1 protein-coding gene is annotated in these 1,731 nt (G+C 59.6%); it reads right to left on the bottom strand.

What is annotated here, in order from left to right; genetic code table 11:
- Positions 1-99 precede the first annotated feature (99 nt).
- Positions 100-1,365 carry a transcription termination factor Rho gene (gene rho / locus EOB80_RS34180; RefSeq protein WP_127268017.1) on the bottom strand — a complete coding sequence of 422 codons (1,266 nt, stop codon included), beginning with the start codon at positions 1,363-1,365 and terminating at the stop codon, positions 100-102.
- Between the last annotated feature and the right edge of the window lie 366 nt (positions 1,366-1,731).

The following is a 1,731-nucleotide window of genomic DNA, read 5'->3' as shown; positions in this document are numbered from 1 at the left end:
TTACCTATCTATCCGGTTCAAACTGTTACCCATCTATCGGCTGGACACCGGCAGGCGGATGAGGGGCAGCGCAAGCAGTTGCCCGTTGGCCCTCGCCAGTTACGTGTTCATCGAATCGAAGAAATCCGCATTGGTCTTGGTCTGCTTCAGCTTGTCGATCAGGAACTCGATTGCGTCGGTGGTTCCCATCGGCGCCAGGATGCGGCGCAGCACGAAGATCTTCTGCAGATCCTGCTTGGAAACCAGCAGGTCTTCCTTGCGGGTGCCGGACTTCAAGATGTCCATGGCCGGATAGATGCGCTTGTCGGCCACCTTGCGGTCGAGCTGGATTTCGCAGTTGCCGGTGCCCTTGAACTCTTCGAAGATGACTTCGTCCATGCGGCTGCCGGTATCGATCAGCGCGGTGGCGATGATGGTCAGCGAGCCGCCTTCCTCGATGTTGCGGGCGGCGCCGAAGAAGCGCTTCGGCCGCTGCAGGGCGTTGGCGTCGACGCCACCGGTCAGCACCTTGCCGGATGACGGCACGACGGTGTTGTAGGCGCGGCCGAGACGAGTGATCGAATCGAGTAGGATGACGACGTCGCGGCCATGCTCGACCAGGCGCTTGGCCTTCTCGATGACCATTTCGGCGACCTGCACGTGGCGCACCGCCGGCTCATCGAAGGTCGAGGAGATCACCTCGCCCTTCACCGAGCGCTGCATGTCGGTCACTTCTTCCGGCCGCTCGTCGATCAGCAGCACGATCAGATAGCATTCCGGATGGTTGGCGGTGATCGAGTGGGCGATGTTCTGCATGAGAACCGTCTTGCCGGTACGCGGCTGCGCGTTGATCAGAGCGCGCTGCCCCTTGCCGATCGGCGCGACCAGGTCGATCACACGCGGCGAGATGTCCTTGGTGGTCGCATTCTCGATCTCCATCTTCAGCCGCTTGGTCGGATAGAGCGGCGTCAGATTGTCGAAGTGGATCTTGTGACGGATCTTTTCGGGATCGTCGAAATTGATGGTGTTGACCTTGAGCAGCGCGAAATAGCGCTCGCCCTCTTTCGGGCTGCGGATCGGCCCTTCGACCGTATCGCCGGTCTTCAGCGAAAAGCGCCGGATCTGCGACGGCGAAATATAGATGTCGTCGGGACCTGGCAGATAATTGGCGTTGGCGGAGCGCAGGAAGCCGAAACCATCCTGCAGCACCTCGACCACGCCATCACCGATGATCTCGATCTCCTGGGCGGCCAGCTTCTTCAGGATCGCAAACATCAGCTCCTGCTTGCGCATGACGCTGGCGTTTTCGACCTCGAGCGATTCGGCATAAGCGATCAGCTCTGGCGGTTTCTTGTTCTTGAACTCGGCGAGTTTCATTTCTTGCATAGACGGACCTTGAATAGATGGAGTCTGGGTAGGCTTTGGGAAAATATCGGCGGGATGCGACAAATGCCGGGCGCGGCCGAAAACAACGAGGGGCGGCGCATGACGGGAAGGAAGACCCGTCTTTTATCGTCGGTCGGGTGAAAGAGCAAGCTGCGTTTTAACAACGGCAATTACAAGTCACAGTCGACTGGGAAGCGGTCAATCGGAGATGTCGGCGCCGCCCCTCATTGTCCTGCCGGACATTTCTCCCCGTATAGAGACGGGGAGAAAGGGGCAGGTTCAGCGCGGGCGCCCTTTCCGGCCACGCTGATGATTGGCGAAACCATCGATGACAGCGCCCCTCTCCCCGTCCCTATACGGGGAGAG

The organism is Mesorhizobium sp. M7A.F.Ca.MR.245.00.0.0, from assembly GCF_003997415.1.
Lineage (GTDB): Bacteria > Pseudomonadota > Alphaproteobacteria > Rhizobiales > Rhizobiaceae > Mesorhizobium.
The sequence above is the reverse complement of the archived record's forward strand: the minus strand, read 5'-3'. Positions and strand labels throughout refer to the sequence as shown.

Excerpts from the sequence above, each read along its gene's own strand:
- rho (WP_127268017.1), bottom strand. The coding sequence starts at position 1,365 with ATGCAAGAAATGAAACTCGCCGAGTTCAAGAACAAGAAACCGCCAGAG.